This is a genomic window from Amycolatopsis sp. NPDC045836, assembly GCF_056431745.1.
Window position 1 is genome coordinate 315,246 of sequence record NZ_JBWKKF010000006.1, and the last position, 15,483, is coordinate 330,728.

General features: G+C 72.0%; 14 protein-coding genes. 5 read left to right on the plus strand and 9 right to left on the minus strand.

Features of this window, described 5'->3' with window-relative positions:
- From AC07EG_RS13585 to AC07EG_RS13610, 6 genes are all read right to left on the minus strand, one after another.
- Positions 1-549 carry a NuoB/complex I 20 kDa subunit family protein gene (locus tag AC07EG_RS13585; protein WP_478253378.1) on the minus strand — a complete coding sequence of 183 codons (549 nt, stop codon included), beginning with the start codon at positions 547-549 and terminating at the stop codon, positions 1-3.
- 9 nt (positions 550-558) lie between these two features.
- Complete coding sequence (locus tag AC07EG_RS13590) at positions 559-981, minus strand: NADH-quinone oxidoreductase subunit A (protein WP_478253521.1); 423 nt, start codon at positions 979-981, stop codon at positions 559-561.
- Positions 982-1,382: 401 nt separating this feature from the next.
- Positions 1,383-2,666, minus strand: a complete 1,284-nt coding sequence (locus AC07EG_RS13595) for a geranylgeranyl reductase family protein (RefSeq protein ID WP_478253379.1) — start codon at positions 2,664-2,666, stop codon at positions 1,383-1,385.
- Positions 2,663-3,367 (minus strand): demethylmenaquinone methyltransferase, encoded by a 705-nt coding sequence (locus AC07EG_RS13600; RefSeq protein WP_478253380.1) that lies wholly within the window; start codon positions 3,365-3,367, stop codon positions 2,663-2,665. The genes AC07EG_RS13595 and AC07EG_RS13600 overlap by 4 nt, the downstream gene beginning before the upstream one ends.
- A gap of 17 nt (positions 3,368-3,384) precedes the next feature.
- Positions 3,385-4,491 carry a glycosyltransferase gene (locus tag AC07EG_RS13605; protein ID WP_478253381.1) on the minus strand — a complete coding sequence of 369 codons (1,107 nt, stop codon included), beginning with the start codon at positions 4,489-4,491 and terminating at the stop codon, positions 3,385-3,387.
- On the minus strand, positions 4,492-5,610 hold the full coding sequence (locus AC07EG_RS13610; protein ID WP_478253382.1) for a glycosyltransferase family 4 protein: 1,119 nt from the start codon (positions 5,608-5,610) through the stop codon (positions 4,492-4,494).
- A gap of 145 nt (positions 5,611-5,755) precedes the next feature.
- Here AC07EG_RS13610 and AC07EG_RS13615 point away from each other — a divergent pair, with 145 nt between their 5' ends.
- The gene (locus AC07EG_RS13615; protein ID WP_478253383.1) at positions 5,756-6,634 is read left to right on the plus strand and encodes an inositol monophosphatase family protein; all 879 of its coding nucleotides are present in this window, start codon (positions 5,756-5,758) and stop codon (positions 6,632-6,634) included.
- A gap of 609 nt (positions 6,635-7,243) precedes the next feature.
- Here the strand turns inward: AC07EG_RS13615 and AC07EG_RS13620 are convergent.
- Together AC07EG_RS13620 and AC07EG_RS13625 are read right to left on the minus strand one after the other, a co-directional pair.
- A complete protein-coding gene (locus AC07EG_RS13620; RefSeq protein ID WP_478253384.1) occupies positions 7,244-7,738 on the minus strand; it encodes a DUF3592 domain-containing protein in 495 nt (164 codons plus the stop codon).
- A gap of 60 nt (positions 7,739-7,798) precedes the next feature.
- Positions 7,799-9,370, minus strand: a complete 1,572-nt coding sequence (locus tag AC07EG_RS13625) for a M1 family metallopeptidase (protein ID WP_478253385.1) — start codon at positions 9,368-9,370, stop codon at positions 7,799-7,801.
- Positions 9,371-9,483: 113 nt separating this feature from the next.
- On the opposite strand from AC07EG_RS13625, the gene AC07EG_RS13630 reads away from it, so the two are divergent.
- Positions 9,484-10,236 carry a LamB/YcsF family protein gene (locus tag AC07EG_RS13630; protein ID WP_478253386.1) on the plus strand — a complete coding sequence of 251 codons (753 nt, stop codon included), beginning with the start codon at positions 9,484-9,486 and terminating at the stop codon, positions 10,234-10,236.
- Between the two features lie 308 nt (positions 10,237-10,544).
- Here AC07EG_RS13630 and menD read toward each other — a convergent pair whose 3' ends face one another.
- Entirely contained in the window at positions 10,545-12,209 is a 1,665-nt protein-coding gene (gene menD / locus AC07EG_RS13635) for a 2-succinyl-5-enolpyruvyl-6-hydroxy-3-cyclohexene-1-carboxylic-acid synthase (RefSeq protein ID WP_478253387.1), read from the minus strand.
- Between the two features lie 57 nt (positions 12,210-12,266).
- On the opposite strand from menD, the gene AC07EG_RS13640 reads away from it, so the two are divergent.
- From AC07EG_RS13640 to AC07EG_RS13650, 3 genes are read left to right on the plus strand one after another with little or no spacing between them, the layout of a single operon-like run.
- Positions 12,267-13,190 (plus strand): 1,4-dihydroxy-2-naphthoyl-CoA synthase, encoded by a 924-nt coding sequence (locus AC07EG_RS13640; RefSeq protein WP_478253388.1) that lies wholly within the window; start codon positions 12,267-12,269, stop codon positions 13,188-13,190.
- The gene (gene menE / locus AC07EG_RS13645; protein ID WP_478253389.1) at positions 13,190-14,305 is read left to right on the plus strand and encodes an o-succinylbenzoate--CoA ligase; all 1,116 of its coding nucleotides are present in this window, start codon (positions 13,190-13,192) and stop codon (positions 14,303-14,305) included. The genes AC07EG_RS13640 and menE overlap by 1 nt, the downstream gene beginning before the upstream one ends.
- A 55-nt stretch (positions 14,306-14,360) precedes the next feature.
- The gene (locus tag AC07EG_RS13650; protein WP_478253390.1) at positions 14,361-15,467 is read left to right on the plus strand and encodes a hypothetical protein; all 1,107 of its coding nucleotides are present in this window, start codon (positions 14,361-14,363) and stop codon (positions 15,465-15,467) included.
- Positions 15,468-15,483 lie beyond the last annotated feature (16 nt).

The following is a 15,483-nucleotide window of genomic DNA, read 5'->3' on the forward strand; positions in this document are numbered from 1 at the left end:
TCACTTCTTCGCGTACTTGATGGAGGACGGGATCAGCTCGGTGCGGGCCCCGCTGGCCGCGCGCAGCGCCGCGCGCCGGGCGTTCAGCGGCTCGTCCTGGATCTTGGCGTGCAGCTTGAGGATCGCGTCGAGCAGCATCTCCGGCCGCGGCGGGCAGCCGGGCAGGTACATGTCCACCGGCACGATGTGGTCCACGCCCTGCACCACGGCGTAGTTGTTGAACATGCCGCCGGAGGAGGCGCACACGCCCATCGCCAGCACCCAGCGCGGCTCGGCCATCTGGTCGTAGATCTGCCGCAGCACCGGCGCCATCTTCTGCGTCACGCGACCGGCCACGATCATCAGGTCGGCCTGGCGCGGGGTGGCGCTGAAGCGCTCCATGCCGAAGCGCGCGATGTCGTAGCGCGAACCACCGACGGTCATCATCTCGATGGCGCAGCAGGCCAGGCCGAAGGTGGCGGGCCAGAGCGAGTTCTTGCGGGCCCAGTTGACCAGGCCCTCCAGGCTGGCCAGCAGGATTCCGTTCGGCAGCTTCTCTTCGAGACCCATGCTTTGCCCCTAGTTCCAGTCGAGGCCGCCGCGCCGCCACACGTAGGCGTAGGCGAAACCGACCGTGGCGATGAACAGAACGATCTCCACCAGGCCGAACAGGCCCAGCGCGTCCGCGGAGACCGCGAACGGGTAGAGGAACACCATCTCGATGTCGAACAGGATGAACAGCATCGCCGTGACGTAGTAGGCGATCGGCATCCGGCCGCCGCCGACCACCGGCTGCGGTGACGGTTCGATCCCGCACTCGTAGGCCGAAAGCTTCGCCTTGTTGTAGCGGCTGGGGCCGACCAGCGGGCCCAGCAGCACCGAAAGCACGGCGAACGCGATCGCCAGCACGAACAGGATGACCAGCGGGAGGTACGCGTCCAGTGTGGGAGCGGCGGCCCCCTGAGCGAGTTGTCCCGCGAGGTGTGGTGGTTGCAACGCCAGCACGGTTCGTCCATCCCTTCCGCGCCGCTGCGATCGAACTTGGTCTGAGTGCCTCGTGGCGCACCCTAGGCGACCCGGATCACACGTCCGGGAGTAAGGGCAGCCTTACCGGTAGTGGTCAGGGCGCCCGGTTCCGCCGGAAGCTTGTGAAAAAGTTCACAAGCAAGCCGTCGGAATTGTGAAGCGGTTCACAAGGCACGGCGTCAGTGTAGGACGCGAGTCACACCCTTGTCGCTATCCCCCGTGGTATAAGGCTTACCTAACTTCCCGCTGGGCAGCGGTACGCCCGTACTGGGTCGCGGGGCGGGGACCTGCGTCAAAGGGAGCAACCGCGCCAATTCGACGCGGTGACACGGGTTGTCCGGTGTGAGCTAACACACGCGGCTCGACGCGGCGCCGAGCTAGCGCGGGCTCGGGGTCGCGCGTGCAGCCGCGGCGATGAGGCGGTCGACCAGATCGCCGCCCTTGGCGTCGTAGCAACCGGAAAGCCCCTTGTACACCAAGGGAAGCAGGGTGTTGATGCGCAGCCCGTACCTGGTCGCGGCCCGCATCACCGCCGGCTTGCCGATCAGCTTCGCGAACACGTTGCCGAGCCGGTAGTAACCGCCCATCAGCTCCGCGACGGCCAGCGGGTAGCCCTGCAGCGCGCGTTCCCGCGACGAGCCCACGGGCCGGGCCAGCGCCTGCACCACCGATTCGGCGGCCAGCTGCGCGGATTCCATCGCCGCCGAGATGCCCTCGCCGTTGAACGGGCTGACCATGCCGCCCGCGTCACCGAGCAGCAACAGCCCGTCGCGGTAGTGCGGGGTGCGGTTGAAGCCCATCGGCAGCCCGGCCCCGCCGACCTTGCCGATCGCGTTCTCCTCGCGGTAGCCCCATTCCTCCGGCGTGCCGTCGAGCCACTGCCGCAGCAGGGCGCGGTAGTCGGTGCTGCGGAAGGCCTTCGAGGTGGACAGCATGCCGAGGCCGATGTTCACCGTGCCGTCGCCGAGCGGGAAGGCCCAGCCGTACCCCGGCAGCAGCTTCGGCCGCGCCGGGTCGGTGCGGTCCCACAGCTCCAGGTGGCCCTCGATGAACGGGTCGTCGTGCCGCGGGCTCTTGTAGTACCGCCGCACGGCCACGCCCATCGGGCGCTTCTCGTTCTTCTGGATGCCGACGCTGAGCGCGAGCCGCGCGGACACCCCGTCGCAGGCCAGCACCAGCGGCGCGCGGTAGCTGACCGGCCGCTTCTCCTCACCGGTCTTGGCTTCCACGCCGACCACGCGGCCGGTGGCGTCGGTGATCGCGCCGGTGACCGTGGTGCGCTCCAGCAGCCGCGCCCCCGCCTTGACCGCGGTCTTCGCCAGCAGGTCGTCGAAGTCCTGGCGGGTGCGGGAAACCCCGTACGGCGGGTAGCTGGTCAGCTCCGGCCAGTCGAGTTCGAGGGTCAGGTCGCCGGTGAGGATGCGGAGACCGCGGCTGTGCACCCAGCCCGCGTCCTGGCTGGTGTCGATGCCGAGGTCGATCAGCTGCTTCACGCCGCGCGGGGTGAGCCCGTCACCGCAGACCTTCTCGCGCGGGAAGACCGTCTTCTCCAGCAGCAGCACGTCCACGCCGGACCTGGCGAGATAGGTGGCCGCGGTGGCACCGGCCGGGCCCGCGCCCACCACGATCACCTCGGCGTCGTGCTTCTGCAGAGAGGTCATGAACGCGAGTGTACGGCCGGTTTCGTGGCTCGATGGATGGCCACGACACCGAATGTGAGGTTCATCCACTCCACGTCGGTCCAGCCCGCCGAGGCGATGATCTCCCCGAACTCGCGTTGCGCCGGCCAGGCGAGCATGGACTCGGCGAGGTAGCCGTAGGCGTCCGGGTTGGACGAAGAACGGCGGCCGACCCAGGTCAGCGCTTTGAGGATGAACTTCCGGTAGACGAACCGGATGGGCGCGAAGGTCGGCGTGGACACCTCGCAGATCACCAGCCGCCCGCCCGGCCGCACCACGCGCGCGAGTTCTCGCAGCGCGGCCCCGGTGTCGACGAAGTTGCGGATGCCGAGGGAGACCGTGGCCGCGTCGAAGCTCTCGTCGGCGAACGGCAGGTGCAGCGCGTCCGCGGCGACCATCGGCACCTTCCGGTGCAGCCCGGCGCGCAGCATGCCGATGGAGAAGTCGGCGGCCAGGCACCACGCGCCGTTGGCGGCGTACTCCGTGGTGGACACCCCGGTGCCCGCCGCCAGGTCCAGCACCTTCTCGCCGCGCTTGGCGTCGAGCACGCGCGAGGTGGTGACGCGCCAGCGGCGGTCGAAGCCGAAGGTCATGAACGAGTTCGCGCGGTCGTACCCGTCGGCGACGCCGTCGAACATGGCGGCGACCTCACGCGGGTCCTTGTCGAGGCTGGCTCGGGACATGCCGCCACAGTACGGCGCTACCCGCCGAGCACGCGCAACATGCCCCGCACGGCCCTCGGCCAGGTGAACTGCTCGGCCCGCGACCGGGCGGCGGCGCGGCGCTCGGGTTCGGGGCGGTCCAGCACGCCGGTCACCCCGGCGGCGAAGGCGGCCGCGTGGTCGTCGACGGCCGCGCCACCGGGTGGCCGCACGATCTCGCGCAGCGCGGAGGAGGCCGACACCACGGCCGGGGTGCCCGAGGCGAGGGCTTCGAGCGCGGCCAGCCCGAAGGTCTCGTGGGGGCCGGGCGCCAGCGAGACGTCCGCCGAGGCGAGCAGCCTGGCCACCTCGGCGCGGTCGCTGACGAAGCCGAGGAAGGTCACCGGCAGGCCGCGGGCCCGGCGTTCCAGCGCCCGCCGCCGCGGCCCGTCCCCGGCGACCACCAGCCGGACGTCCACACCGGACTCGGTCAGCTCGGCGACGGTGTCCACGCTGCGCTCCACGTGCTTCTCCGGCGACAGCCGTCCACAGTGGACAAGCAATGCGTCGGCGCCGCCACGCAGCCCGGTGCGCAGGTCGTCGTCACGCCGGTGCGGGGCGAAGGCGCGGAGGTCGACGCCCAGCGGCACGCGGTGCACGTTCGGCACGCCGATCCGGTCGAACTCGGCCCTGGCGAACGCCGTGGTGCAGACCACCGTGTCGTAGCTGTTCGCCATCCGCCGGTTCGCCGCGTCCGCCCACCGCGTGGCCACCGGGGCGGGCACCAGGAACTGCGCCAGCAGCCGGTCCAGCCGCTCGTGCGAGATGACCACGCTCGGCACGCCGTGGCGCCGCGCCCAGTCGCCCATGCCCCGCAGGGTCAGCCGGTCGGAGACCTCCAGCCGGTCCGGCCGCAGCTCGCGCAGCACCCCGCGGACGCGGTGGGGATCGACCGCGCGGTAGCCGCCGGTGCCCGGGATCCGGGGCGCGGGCAGCTGGCAGCGGCGCACGCCGGTGGGCAGTTCCTCCTCGGCGTACCGCTGCCCCGGCACCACCAGCGTCACCTCGTGCCCGCCCGCGACGTACCCGGCGCCGAGGTGGTTCAACGCGGTGCGCAGGCCGCCGGAGCGCGGGCCGTAGAAGTTCGCCAGCTGGACGATGTGCATTCAGGCCGCCTGGGCCGCCCGGCCGGCCACCGCCTCGTAGTGCCCCATCAGCTCCCCGCACACCGCGGGCCAGGTCCGCCCCAGCACGACCCTGCGCGCCTTGGTGCCGAGCCGTTCGCGCAACGCGGGATCGCGCAGCTCCTCGACGCGGGCGACGAGCTGCGTGGCGAACCGCTCGCGGTCGGCGGGCAGCAGGAAGCCGGTGCGGCCGTGCAGCACCAGGTCACGCGGGCCACCGGCGTCCGGGGCGAGCACCGGCAGGCCGGAGGCCATCGCCTCCTGCACCGCCTGGCAGAAGGTCTCGTGCGGGCCGGTGTGCACGAAGACGTCGAGGCTGGCGTAGGCGGTGGACAGCTCGTCGCCGTACTTCGCGCCGAGGAAGGCGGCGCCGGGGATGCGGGCGCGGAGGTCGTCCAGTTCGGGGCCGTCGCCGACGACCACCACCCGGATGCCGGGCACACCCGCCAGCGCGACCAGGCGGCCGACCTCCTTCTCCGGGGCCAGCCGTCCGACAAAACCGACCAGCAGTTCGCCGTTCGGGGCGAGTTCGGCGCGCAGCGCCGGGTCGGCGTGCGACGGCGAGAACCGCTCGATGTCCACGCCGCGGCCCCAGCGGTGGACGCGCGGCACGCCGTGCGCCTGGAGTTCGCGCACCGAATCGCTGGACGGGGCCAGCGTGCGATCGGCCCGCGAGTGCACCCGGCGGACCCAGCGCCAGGCGGCTCTCGCCCCGAGACCGAGGCCGTACGCGGCGGCGAACCCGGCGATGTCGGTCTGGTAGACCGCGATCGACGGCACCCGCAGGCGGCGGGCCGCGGCCAGCCCCCGCGCCCCGACGACGAACGGGGACGCCAGGTGCACCACGTCCGGGCCGAAGTCGGCCATCGCGGTGAGCACCGTCCTGGTCGGCACCCCGATCGGCAGCGAGTTGACCACCGGCAGGCCGAGCGCGGGGATGCGGACCACCGGGGCGCCGCGGTACTGCTCCGGCCCGGCGCCCGGGGCGATCACGAGCACGTCGTGCGCCCGGTCGCGGAGGTGCTCGACCACCCGCAGCACGGAGTTCGTGACGCCGTTGACCTGCGGCAGGAAGCTTTCGGTGACGATGGCGATACGCACGATCGGACTGTGGCAGCCGTGCGGGGCCACCGGGTGACGCGGCGGCCAACGGTGTTCGAACTCCTCGGCTCGGCCGGGAAGTCGCCATGGCCCGGTCACCTCGCTGTCGGGTTCCGGTCACCCGGGGCGGCCATGCTAGAGCGGCGTGACCCTCTTGTCGTCCCGTCCGGCCCGGCCCGTCGAGCCCGCGCTGCTGTCCAAGGCCCTCGAAGTCGCCGGCCGGCTGGCGAACGACGCCACCGACGTGATCACCGCCACAGCCGGCCGCGGTGCCCGGCCCGAAACCACCGGGGACACCCCGTTCGACTGGGTCACCGACACCGAGCGCATCCTCGAGCGGCACACCCGGCGGGTGCTGACCGCCGAGTTCCCCGGGGTCCCGGTGGTCGGCGAGGAGTTCGGCGCGGACCTCGGTGCGGATGTGGCGGAGTACCGGTGGGTGGTCGACCCGGTGGACGGCACGGCGAACTACGTGGCCGGGATGCCGTGGTGCGCGTTCAGCCTGGCGCTGGTGGACTCCTCGGGCCCGGTGGTCGGCGTGGTCGCCGATCCGTACCGGGGCCAGATCTACGCGGCGGCCCGGGGCCGGGGCGCACGCGCGAACGGCACCCCGGTGCGGTTGCCGGGCGAGCCGGTGCGGACGACCGCGGGCGCGATCATCTGCACGGAGCTGGGCCGGGGCGGGGCCTGGCCGGGCATGGCGGGTTTCATCGAACGGGCCTCGGCGGCGCACGCGGGGGTACGGGTACTGGGCTCGGCGGCGCTCTCGGTGGCGCAGGTGGCCCTGGGGCACGCGGGGGCGGCCGTGCTGCACAGCTACCACGAGTGGGATGTGGCCGGGGCGGTGGCGCTGGCGATCGAATCGGGCGCCGTGGTGCTGGACCGCCACGGGACGGGGAACGCGCTCCCCGCCGATGGCCTGCTGGTCGCCGCGCCGGGCTTGGCGGAAGCAGTCCTCGACTGGTGGCGAGGCACGGCGGTGCTGACGTCGGGGGTTCCGCTGGGGGACGAGCAGAACGGCTGAACGGGCTGAGTGTGCTGGTGGCTCAGGTGGTGGAGCCACCGGGAGTCGAGTGGCCCGGGTGACCAATTGACCCAGCTGCCGAGTCGCCAAGAACAAGTGGTCAAGAGGTCCAGTGGCTAAGTGGCTAAGTGGCTAAGCCACTCAGCCACTTCAACGAATCCTCCGCCCCACCCTCGGTTCGCGTCGATCAGCTGGCGGACAGCCGAGCGACTCAGGCGGCGGCCGACAAGCCGCAATGGCCGAACCACCGGGAGGTCAAGAGACCCACTGGTCAAGTGGTCTGGCCACTGAGCCACCGGCCGAACCTTCGCCCCCTCGGCTCTTGCCGATCAACTGGCGGGTGACCGAGCAGCGAAGGCGATCAACCAACCAAATGATCGAGCCACTCAAAGGCAAGCGGCCGAGAGACCTGGTCACCGCGAGGCCCAGAGACCTGGTCACCATCGGCTAGAGACCCAGTGGCCAAGTGGACTAGCCACTGAGCCGCTCAGTCGCACTCCACATCTCCCCTCGGCTCGCCACGCCGCTCACCGGCAGCCGCCCTCCAGGGGCCGCCAACCGGCCCTCCTCCCCCACGAACGGGAAACGTGAAGGCAGCGAAGGGTGGAGTCAGCTGTCCGGCCGCGCGACCCGTTCCGAAGCCGAGCCCCCGCCCGAATCGATGGCACCCGAGGCGGCGGCAGGCCGCCGCAGGAGGCGGCGGCTGAACCACCATGCCGGACCCGCGACCAGCCAGGTGAACAGGATCGTGGTCCCCAGCGGCAGCAGGGTCAGCGAAGCCGTGCGCCCGGCGACCCGCGCCAGTTCCGGGTCCTCGGTGTTGTACTCGACCCGCACCAGCTGGCCCGCCTCCAGGCCGTCCGGGTAGAGCACGCCCAGCGAAGGCGTGTGCGCCACCCCGTCCGGTGTGACGAACCGGATCAGCGTGCGGTCGAACGAGACCGAGAGCACCTCGGCGTCGGCGAGGCCGCGGTGGTCGGCGATCGCGCTGTCGTTGCGCACCGCGGCGAAGAACAGGGTCACGCACAGCAGGGTGAGCACGGCCGCGACGCCGACCAGCACGCGGACCCCGATCCGCAGCAGCTTCTCACTCCTGGGGGACATACGGCACACCCTAGCCGCGGTCGCGGGAAGCCGGGGCGACCTCCCGCGACCGCACCACCGCTAGAAGTCGCGGCCCGCTTCCGTGCCGTGCGAGTGGCCGTGCCCGTGCTCGGCCAGTTCGGCGTGCGTGGCCTGGATCTTCGCCCACGACTTCGGGGCGACCGGCGCGCCGTCCGCGGCCCGCGCCACGGTTGCCGCCGAGGCCGCCGCCTGCTGCCCGGCCGGGCTGAGCTGCGGCCGCCCCGGGGTGAACAGCCAGGTCTGGAACAGGTCGTACAGCGGCTTGCCGGAGATCTTCTCCGCCAGCGCGATGAACTCCGGGATGGTGGCGTGCGTGCCCTTCTTCTGCGCCTGCCACGTCTGCAGGATCTGGAAGAAGTCCTCGTCGCCGACCGCCTTGCGCAGAGCGTGCACGGCCAGCGCACCGCGGTCGTACACCGCGCCGTCGAACTGGTTGTCCGCACCGGGGTCACCGGGCTTTACCTGCCAGAACGGGTCTTCCGCCGGGTAGTAGTTGTAGAGGTACTCGGCCAGTTCGTCGGCGGTGCCCTCGCCGTTGTGCTCCGACCACAGGAACTCCGCGTAGCTCGCGAAACCCTCGTTCAGCCAGATGTCGCTCCACTTGCCCAGCGACACCGAGTCGCCGAACCACTGGTGCGCCACCTCGTGCGCGACCACCGAGGTGTTCGCACCACCGCGCCAGAAGCTGTTGCCGTAGACCGAACGCGTCTGGTTCTCCAGCGCGAAGCCGATCGCGTTGGACGCCACCCCGCCCTGCGCCTCGAACGGGTAGGGCCCGAACCGGGTGGCGAGGAACTCGGTGACCTCGGGCGTGCGCTCGATGCTGGCCTTCGCCGCGGGCAGCGAAGCGCCCAGCGCCGGGTCGTAGGCGGACAGGAACGGCTGCCCGCTCGGCGTGGTCGACTGGAGCACCTCGAAGTTGCCCACCGCCAGGAAGGTCAGGTAGGTGGCCTGCGGCTGGGTGCTGCGCCAGTTCCACCGCGTCCAGCCGGTGCGCTGCTTGGTCTTGCGCACCAGGGTGCCGTTGGAAATGGCGGAAACCGCGTCGGGGACCTCGACGGAGACGTCGTAGCTGGCCTTGTCGGTGGGGTGGTCGTTGGCCGGGAACCACCACTCCGAGCTGAACGGCTCGTCCACCACCTCGGCGCCGGTCGGCGTCTTGCGCCAAGCCGTGCCGCCGTCGACGACCACCTTGGACGGGGTGTCGGCGTAGCTGACCACGATGGTCAGGAACTGGTTCTTCGCCAGCGGTTTCGCCGGCTGCACGACCAGCTCGCTGGGGTCGCCGGCGTCCTTGCTGAACTTGGCGGGCGCGTTGTTGATCCGCACCGAGCTGACCTTGAGCGCGAAGTCCAGGTTGAGCGTCGACAGTTCCTGCGTGGTGGTGGCCAGGATGGTCGTCTGCCCGGAGAGCTGGTCCGTCGACGGCTGGTAGGTCAGCCGGACGTCGTAGTGCTGGACGTCGTACCCACCGTTGCCCGCACCCGGGTAGTAGGGATCGCCCGCGCCCGGCGCGCCCGGCGCTGGTGCGGCACCGGCCGTCGAGGCCAGCAGGATCGAGGCGAGACCGGTGGCCACCGCACCGGCTCCCGCGCGAGTTCTCAGCCGCATCTATACCCTCCAGGTGTCCGTGGGCTAGCTCCGGGCGAACCTATCGCCGCGGTCGGGCCCGAGGAACAACCAAAAGGAGGGTCTTGCCTGCTGAGAACGGTCGAACCGGGCAGTTGACGGTCGATCTCAACAGTGATCTCGGGGAGGGTTTCGGGATCTGGGTGCTCGGCGACGACGAGGCCCTGCTCGACGTGGTGACCAGCGCGAACGTCGCGTGCGGATTCCACGCCGGTGACCCCTCCATCATGCGCGCGACCTGCGAGCGGGCCGCCGAGCGCGGGGTGGTGATCGGGGCGCAGGTGTCCTACCGCGACCTGGCCGGGTTCGGCAGGCAGCGGATGGACGTGCCACCGGACCGGCTCGCCGACGAGATCACCTACCAGATCGGCGCGCTGGACGCCTTCGCGCGCGCCGCCGGGACGAGCGTCGCCTACGTGAAGCCGCATGGAGCGCTCTACAACACCGTGGTGACCGACGAGGCGCAGGCCGGGGGTGTGGCCGAGGGCGTGCGCCGGTACGGGGCGCTGCCGGTGCTCGGGCTGCCGGGGTCGGCCCTGCTTTCGGCCGCGGAAGCCGCCGGGCTGCCCACGGTGACCGAAGCCTTCGCCGACCGGGCCTACACGCCCGAGGGGCACCTGGTGTCGCGGCGGACGCCGGGCGCCGTGCTGCACGACGCCGAGACGATCGCCGCGCGTTGTGTCGACCTGGCCACCCACGGCCGGATCACCGCGATCGACGGCTCGGAGGTGACGGTGGGCGCCCGCTCCATCTGCGTGCACGGCGACACCCCGGGCGCGGTGGAAATCGCCCGGGCGGTACGAGCAGCGCTGGAGGCGGCCGGCATCACACCGCGTGCTTTCGCCTGACGCGCGGTGATTGCTGGCTTTACTCGCAGGGAGGGCTTTCGCGGCTTGAAGCGGGTCAGCCCGCGTACTCACGCGGGCTGACACCGCGCACTTCGGCGAGCCGAAGCGGGCAGCCGCACGCTTCTGCGGGCTTAAGCAGGGCAGTGCGCGAGCGGAAGCAGATCACCCGGCCACTTTCGCGGACTGAAGCAGGTCAGTGCGCGAGCGGGAGCAGGCCGCACTGAGCGCACCCGCGAGCGGAAGCAGATCAATCTCGCGGGCTGAAGCAGATCAGTACGCAGGCGGCAGCAGGTCACCCGCACGGAAGCTCACACCGCCGCCGAGACAGCGGCGCGCAACCGGGCGTGCAGGTCGCGGTGCCGCGCCCGGTCCACGCGGACCTCGATCACCCGCAACCCCGGCGCCGGCCGCAGAGCTGCCCGGAACTCGGTCAGTGTCTCGGCGACCACGTGCGGGACCCGGTACCCGGCGCACAAAGCGCTCAGGTCAGCCCCGTGCGGTGTGCCGAAAACGCGCTCGAACCCGGCACTGTGCTCCGGCGCCCCCTGCTCCAGCAGCGTGAAGATGCCACCGCCGTCATCGTTCAGCACCACGATGGTCAGGTCCGGGCGGTACTCGGCCGGCCCGGTCAGCAGGCCGTTGATGTCGTGCAGGAACGTCAGGTCGCCGAGCAGGGCGTACGACGGGCCCTTGTGCACGCTCGCCGCACCGATCGCGGTGGACACCGCGCCGTCGATGCCCGCCACCCCGCGGTTGCGGTGCACCAGCACGTCCGGCCGCATGCCACCGGCCAGCGCGACGTCCCTGGTCGGGTTCGACGGGCCGACCACCAGCATCGCGTCCTCCGGCAGCGCCTCGACCAACTCGGCGGCCAGGCGCAGCCCGGACGGCCACGGCTCCTCGGCCAGCGCCTCCCGCACGGCCACCTTCGCCGCCGCGTCGGCGCGCTGCCAGCTCGCCAGCCACTCGGGGTCGGCCGGCTTGGTCGGCTCGGCGAACCACTGGCCCACCTGCCGCACGTTGTGCGCCGGCGCCGGCCAGTCGGAGTCCGGCCGGACCAGCAGCACCTCCACGTCGGCGTCCGAGAGCAGCGCCTGCACCTGCCGGAACACCGTCGGCCTGCCGAGGCAGAGCACCTGCTCGGGCTTGTGCCGCTCGATGAACTCCGGCACGCCGAGCAACCACGCCCCCGCCCCGATCGCGGTCGACCCGGTCAGCCCGATGCCGCCGGTTTCCGAGACCACGGGCCAGCCGTGCTGCTCGGCCCACTCGCTGGCCGCACCCACCCCGGTGTCGCAGGCGATGACCAGGCCGTGCCGCGCCGACGGCACCACGAACGCGGGCAGCGCACCGAAATCGGGCAGCTCGGTCCACCGGGCCCCGCCGGGGCGGCCTTCGAGCGATTCGTACCACTCGCCGTCTTCCTCGTCCGGCACCAGCGGCTCGCGGAACGGGATGTTCAGGTGGACCGGACCACTGCGCCATTCGCCGTAGGCCGCGTTCCACGCCCGGCAGACCTGGCTGCGCCAGTACGAGTTCTGCCCGGCCCGGCGTTCGGCGACCGCCAGCTCGTCGCCGTAGCGGACCGCGTCGCCGTAGAGGCGGCGCTGGTCGATGACCTGGTTCGCCCCGGCCGCACGCAGCTCGGGCGGCCGGTCGGCGGTGAGCACGATCAGCGGCACCCCGGCGCGGTCGGCTTCGAGCACGGCGGGGTGGAAGTTCGAGGCGGCGGTGCCCGAGGTGCACAGCACGGCGACCGGGCGGCCGGTGCGCGCGGCGATGCCGAGGGCGAGGAAGGCCGCGCTGCGCTCGTCGATCCGGACGTGCAGCCGCAGCTTGCCCTTCGACGCGGCGTCGTAGAGCGCCAGCGAGAGCGGGGCGTTGCGGGAGCCCGGGCAGAGCACCACGTGGGAAACGGTGTTGCGGACCAGTTCGTCCACGATCACCCTGGCCTGCGCGGTCGACGGGTTCACCGGCTGACCCCCGGCAGGTCGTCCGCGCGCATAGGCATGGGTCCTATTCTCCCAGGCGTGGATGACGCCCAAGTTTCCGAGCTGTTCGACCCCGCCTCGTGGTCCGAGGTCGAAGGGTTCGACTTCACCGACATCACCTACCACCGTTCCACGGAGAGCCGCTCAGGCAAACGCGTCGTCCGGGTCGCATTCGACCGGCCGGGCGTGCGCAACGCCTTCCGGCCGCACACCGTCGACGAGCTGTACCGGGCGCTGGACCACGCCAGGATGAGCTCGGACGTCGGCTGTGTGCTGCTCACCGGCAACGGCCCGTCGCCACGGGACGGCGGCTGGGCGTTCTGCTCCGGTGGTGACCAGCGTATTCGCGGTCGGTCCGGGTATCAGTACGCGGCGGGGGAGACCTCCGACACGGTGGACCCCGCGCGGGCGGGCAGGCTGCACATCCTGGAGGTCCAGCGGCTGATCCGGTTCATGCCGAAAGTCGTGGTAGCGGTGGTGCCGGGCTGGGCCGCGGGCGGCGGGCACTCGCTGCACGTGGTGTGCGATCTCACGCTCGCTTCGGCCGAGCACGCGCGGTTCAAGCAGACCGACGCCGACGTCGGCTCGTTCGACGGCGGGTACGGCTCGGCCTACCTGGCCCGGCAGGTCGGGCAGAAGTTCGCCCGCGAGATCTTCTTCCTCGGCCGGTCCTACACCGCCGAGCAGATGCACGCGATGGGCGCGGTGAACGCCGTGGTGCCGCACGCCGAGTTGGAGGCTGAAGCGCTGCGCTGGGCGTGGGAGATCAACGGCAAGTCGCCGACCGCGCAGCGCATGCTCAAGTACGCGTTCAACCTGATCGACGACGGCCTGGTCGGCCAGCAGCTGTTCGCCGGGGAGACCACGCGGCTGGCCTACATGCAGGACGAGGCGGTCGAGGGCCGCGACTCCTTCCTGCAGAAGCGCGAGCCGGACTGGTCGGGCTACCCGTACTACTACTGATGCGCGTAGTCACCGAGTTCGCCGAGCTGCCGGGAGCGCTGGCCGACGCGCTGGACGGCGGTCCGGCGGTGCTGCCGGTCGGCGATCCGGCGCTGGCCGAAGCGATGCGCCCGGACCTGCCGGTCGAGGACGGCACCGCGGTGATCATCGCCACCTCCGGCTCGACCGGCGCACCCAAGGGCGTGCTGCTCTCCGCGCACGCCCTGCGCACGTCGGCCGAAGCCACGCACGAGCGGCTCGGCGGGCCGGGGCGGTGGCTGCTCGCGACGCCACCGCAGTTCATCGGCGGCCTCCAGGTGCTGGTGCGGTCGATGCTGGCCGGGACCACCCCGGTGGTGCTCGACTCCAGTACCGGTTTCCGGGCCGCGGACTTCGCCGACGGCGTGCGCGAACTGGTCCGGCGGCCGGGGCCGCACTACAGCGCACTGGTGCCGACCCAGTTGTCACGACTGGTGGAAGCCGGTCCGGCGGTGACCGGCGAGGTGGCCAAGCTGGACGCCATCGTGCTGGGCGGGGCGGCGCTGGACCCGCGGCTCGCCGAGCGCGCGGCCGACGCCGGGATCACCGCGGTGCCCGCGTACGGCATGAGCGAAACCGCCAGCGGCTGCGTCTACGCCGGGGTCCCGCTGTCCGGGGTGGACATCCGGCTCACCGCGGGCGGCCGGGTGCAGATCGCCGGTGGCGTGCTGGCGCACGGCTACCGGTTGAACCCGGAACTGACCGCGGAGTCCTTTGTGGACGGATGGTTCACCACCAGCGACCTCGGCCGGTTCACCGGCGGGCGGCTGGAGGTGCTCGGCCGCGCGGACGACGTGATCAACACCGGCGGGGTGAAGGTGCCCGCGGCCGCGGTGGAGCGGGCGCTGCTGGCCCACCCGGCGGTCCGGGCGGCGTGCGTGGTCGGGGTGCCGGACCCGGAGTGGGGCGAGGCCGTGGTGGCCGCCGTCGTCCCCGCCGGCGTCACCCTTCCGGAGGACGACCTCCGCGCGCTCGTGCGTGCCGGAGCCGGCGCGGCGGCGGTCCCGAAAAGGTTCCTCACGCTGGGCGAACTCCCGCTCCGCGGCCCGGGGAAGGTGGACCGTAGTGGCGTCCGGGCGCTTTTCAAACACGATTGACCCGGTCGGGTCCTCGCTTTGACACTGTACGGAAAGTCCCTTTTGCTGACTTTCCGTGATCAACAGAACCCGGGTGCTGGTGCCGTGCGTGCTGCTCGCGCTGAGCCTCCTGACCACGCCGGCGGTGGCCGGGGGCCCGGTCAGCTGGACGGTCGATCCGCCAGGCGCGCGACTGGACCCGCTGCCGGGCACCGCCCTTCCGCTGCGCGTCGAGGAACTGCCGGTCAAGCAACTTGAGTCCGATGTGGACACCGTGCGGCTGGACACCGGCACGCCGGGTGTTCCGGTCGACGTACGGGGGTTGCGGGCGGACGGCCGGTGGTCCGAATGGATCGAGACGGCACCGGGAACGCCCGCCGCGCTGCCGGACGCGACGCGGTCGGTGCAGGCGCGGCTGGTGCTGCCGGGGTCCACCGGGGTGGCGCTCGGGCCGCTCGGGCTGACCGCGTGGCGGAGCGGCACCGAGCGCACCGAGCCCACCGCGGCGGCGACCTACCGGGTGTTCGCCACCCGGGAGGGACTGGTCGGCGGGACCACCGCCAACGGGCACAAGATCGTGCAGCGCGACCACTTCGTGGCCCTGCCGTCGCGGCGCGGGCTCGCCGGGCGCGGGCAGGGGAACTACTCGGTGAAGGTCTGCACCACCGACCACACGCGGTGCGAATGGGCGCCGGTGTGGGACGTCGGCCCGTGGAACACCAAGGACGACTACTGGAACGCCGACCGCGCGAGCTGGCGCGAACTGCCGCGCGGGCTGCCGCAGGCGCAGGCGGCCTACCAGCAGGGCCACAACGGCGGGAAGGACGAGTTCGGCCGCGAGGTGCTCAACCCGGCGGGCATCGACCTGGCCGACGGCACCTTCTGGGACGGGCTCAAGTTGAAGACGAACGCCTGGGTGCAGGTGACCTACCAGTGGACCGGCGGCGGGCCGTGGGGCACGGTGACCTCCTACGACTCGCTGAACGTGCGCACCGGGCCGCACAGCTCGCAACCGCAGGTCGGCCTGGCCGCGCGGCACGCCCAGATCCGCCTCGAGTGCGCGGCGCCGGGTGAGTCCGTGCCGGGCACGGAAGGCACCGACGACCGCTGGTACCGGCTGGCGCCGGGCATGTACGTCTCGGGCGCGTACGTGAAGGTGGCGCAGGCCCCCGGCCCCTGCTGAACCCCGCGCCGGGCCC

What these genes read in the sequence shown, in the direction of transcription:
- AC07EG_RS13625 (WP_478253385.1), bottom strand. Translation starts at nt 9,370, where the DNA reads ATGCGGCTGAGAACTCGCGCGGGAGCCGGTGCGGTGGCCACCGGTCTC.
- AC07EG_RS13595 (WP_478253379.1), bottom strand. Translation starts at nt 2,666, where the DNA reads ATGACCTCTCTGCAGAAGCACGACGCCGAGGTGATCGTGGTGGGCGCG.
- AC07EG_RS13620 (WP_478253384.1), bottom strand. Translation starts at nt 7,738, where the DNA reads ATGTCCCCCAGGAGTGAGAAGCTGCTGCGGATCGGGGTCCGCGTGCTG.
- menE (WP_478253389.1), top strand. Translation starts at nt 13,190, where the DNA reads ATGCGCGTAGTCACCGAGTTCGCCGAGCTGCCGGGAGCGCTGGCCGAC.
- AC07EG_RS13605 (WP_478253381.1), bottom strand. Translation starts at nt 4,491, where the DNA reads ATGCACATCGTCCAGCTGGCGAACTTCTACGGCCCGCGCTCCGGCGGC.
- AC07EG_RS13600 (WP_478253380.1), bottom strand. Translation starts at nt 3,367, where the DNA reads ATGTCCCGAGCCAGCCTCGACAAGGACCCGCGTGAGGTCGCCGCCATG.
- AC07EG_RS13585 (WP_478253378.1), bottom strand. Translation starts at nt 549, where the DNA reads ATGGGTCTCGAAGAGAAGCTGCCGAACGGAATCCTGCTGGCCAGCCTG.